Source organism: Adonisia turfae CCMR0081 (assembly GCF_011009555.1).
Taxonomy (GTDB): Bacteria; Cyanobacteriota; Cyanobacteriia; order Phormidesmidales; family Phormidesmidaceae; genus Leptothoe; species Leptothoe turfae.
This window is the reverse complement of sequence record NZ_QXHD01000004.1, coordinates 157815-160472: the sequence shown is the minus strand read 5'-3', so window position 1 is coordinate 160472 and position 2658 is coordinate 157815. Positions and strand designations below refer to the sequence as shown.

At 50.2% G+C, this 2658-nt stretch carries 1 protein-coding gene; it reads right to left on the bottom strand.

The genetic code is table 11. The features are described 5' to 3' along the window. A partial coding sequence (locus DXZ20_RS04950) for a proline dehydrogenase family protein (protein ID WP_163703402.1) occupies positions 1-2213 on the bottom strand: 2213 nt, incomplete at its 3' end. Positions 2214-2658 lie beyond the last annotated feature (445 nt).

The window sequence follows — 2658 nt, the reverse complement described above, 5'->3', positions numbered from 1 at the left end:
TAAATACGACAACCCACCTCCCTGGACCCCGTAAATGCAATCAGGTGAATGTCGGGATGTTGAACGAGATGGGCCCCTACGGTCGAACCTTTAGCAAATAACAGTTGGAAAACACCTGGAGGGAAACCGGCTGCGATTAAAATCTCAGCTAGTTTAGCAGCAATAATTGCGGAATTTTCAGCAGGTTTGAGCAAGGTGCAATTGCCAGTGACAAGGGCAGCAACGGTCATGCCAGTTGCGATCGCAAGCGGAAAATTCCACGGCGAAATTACCAGCGCAATCCCCCTTGGGAAATAGCGATATCGATTTGTCTCCCCAGGCAGATCAGCTGCTTTTCCCTGCTCCAGCCGCTCCATCTCATCAGCATAATAATGACAGAAATCGATCGCTTCTGACACTTCCGCATCCGCCTCTCGCAACGGTTTACCGACCTCTAAAACAATCCAGGCAACCAATTCTGCACGGCGAGCTGCCATCAATTCACCTGCACGATGCAGACAGGCGATTCGTTCTGAAACTGGGGTATGTCGCCAGCTGGCAACGGCAGCCTTAGCAGCGGCAACAGCCATATCCGCCTGGTTCGTATCCAGCAAGCCAATCTGCCCCACAATCTCGACAGGATTCGAAGGGTTCACCGACGGCACCAGGATTTCCGTTGGTAGGTATTGCCCATTCACCCAAGACCAATGGGTTTGGCCCAACTGATTACGAACCTGAGTTAGTGTCTGCTGGGCCGTTTGTCTGGCCAATCGCTGCGCATAGTCAGTATCGGGAGCATTGGCAAATTGTTCCACAGGGACAGGGTCAGCAGGTTGCACATCGACTTCGGCAAAGGTGGGTTTAGCCAGGAGATCTTCTATCGGTGTTGCGTCTAACCTTTGCCGCAGGAATGAGGTATTGGCGGTGTTCTCCAGCAGGCGACGAATCAGGTAGGCCATGCCAGGGATGAGTTTACCGTAGGGGCAATAGACACGGACACGATAGTCGCGCTTGGCTAGAGCAACAGCAAGCTTATCGGCCATGCCATAAAGAACTTGCAGCTCAATGCAGCGTTTGGGAATTTGCAGGGCATCGGCAATGGCCATGGCATGGGCTTGCGATCGCACATTATGGCTACCAATCGCGGCGTACACTACCTGATGATTTTCCAACAGTAGCTGAGTCATCCGTTCAAAATTGGCATCGGTCGAAACTTTATGACGATAAACCGGCGGTGCCCAGCCATGCTGGATAGCCTTGATCATCTCCTGGTCCCAATAGGCACCTTTAACCAGCCTGACGGTGAGGGGAGTACCGCGCTCAGCCACCCACTGAAGAATCTCTTTCAAGTCTTGATAACTGTCTCTTAAATAAGCCTGTTGGGTCATTCCAATATCGCTACGCTGACGAAATTCATCTTCCATCAACACATCTTTCAGAATTGCCAGGGTAAGATCTTTGTAGACATATTGTTCCATGTCAAAATGGACAGCGATACCTAACTCCCCAGCTTTCCGCAACAATTTGCGGACACGTTCGCTAACCTTAGTTTGGGTGCCGATGGGGTCTAGAGGATCAAATTGGGAATAAAAGGCCGTTAGCTTGACTGAAACTTGAGCGTTGGGTAGGCGTTCCCTTCGACTTCGCTCAGGGGACACCGGCTGAGTAGGAAAGCGTGTAGCCAATTGTTCCATTAACAACAAATAACGATTGAGATAATCTTCGGCTTCTGTTTCAGTAATAACAGCTTCACCCAATAGATCGAGGGTAAAGGTGAGATTTTGTTTTTTAAGGTGCTTTAAACTCTTAAAAACTTGGTCGATCGTTTCGCCTGCAATATATTTTTTGGCCAGTGTGGCGACTGTTGTGGAGAAGGTGGTGGCCGCCAGATGACCAGGCACTGAATCGGGTTGGGTAAAGTTGAGCAGCGCTTTGAGGGGGGCGGGTAGCTCAACGATGTCTTGCCCTAGATAATCATCCATATGACGGGCGATTTCGGTTTTATCGGAGAGGGCCGGGAGACAGTCGATCAGGCGAAATAATTGAACGCGCAGGCCAGGATTGGCCATGGCGAAGCCGAGTAGCTGGTCGTGGAGTTGGATGCGATCGCGAATTTGGCCGAGCCAACCCTGGCGCTCTTGGGTTTGGGCCAGTAGTTCTTTGGCAATGGTTTGGGTGGTAGTTTCGTAGGCAGGCGCAGCGGTGGGTGTGGTGGGTGTATCTTGGACGACCATGGGGTTGACCTCCGATTGTGCGAGTGCCTACTTCCCATTGTGTTCACTAGCTAAAGTTTTGTTTGTAATTTCTGCGTCTTTGTTGCAAACGGATAGCTTTGTTTACAGTAACCTCTACAATTCAGCCGCCTGGAAAATATCATCCGTCATCAGCCCTAGTTCAGGAAAAACAGATGAGTGCAACTGCTGTCCTGGCTAGCTCAGCCTAGAAATAGTTATTGTGGTGACGTAACGAAGATTTCAAACAGTAGGTCGGGTTGAATTTATGAAACCCGACTTGCCGAAATCTCCCAATGCCAACCTTTAGGAATGAATGGTGTACATTTATTCGATCGCAATTGTTCATTGGTAAATTGCGATCGCGAGGACAATTGGCGGAGTGTTGGGTTTCGCAGGCTCAACGCCAACCTACGGGTCTCGGCGATATGCGTGATTTGGAGGGAAT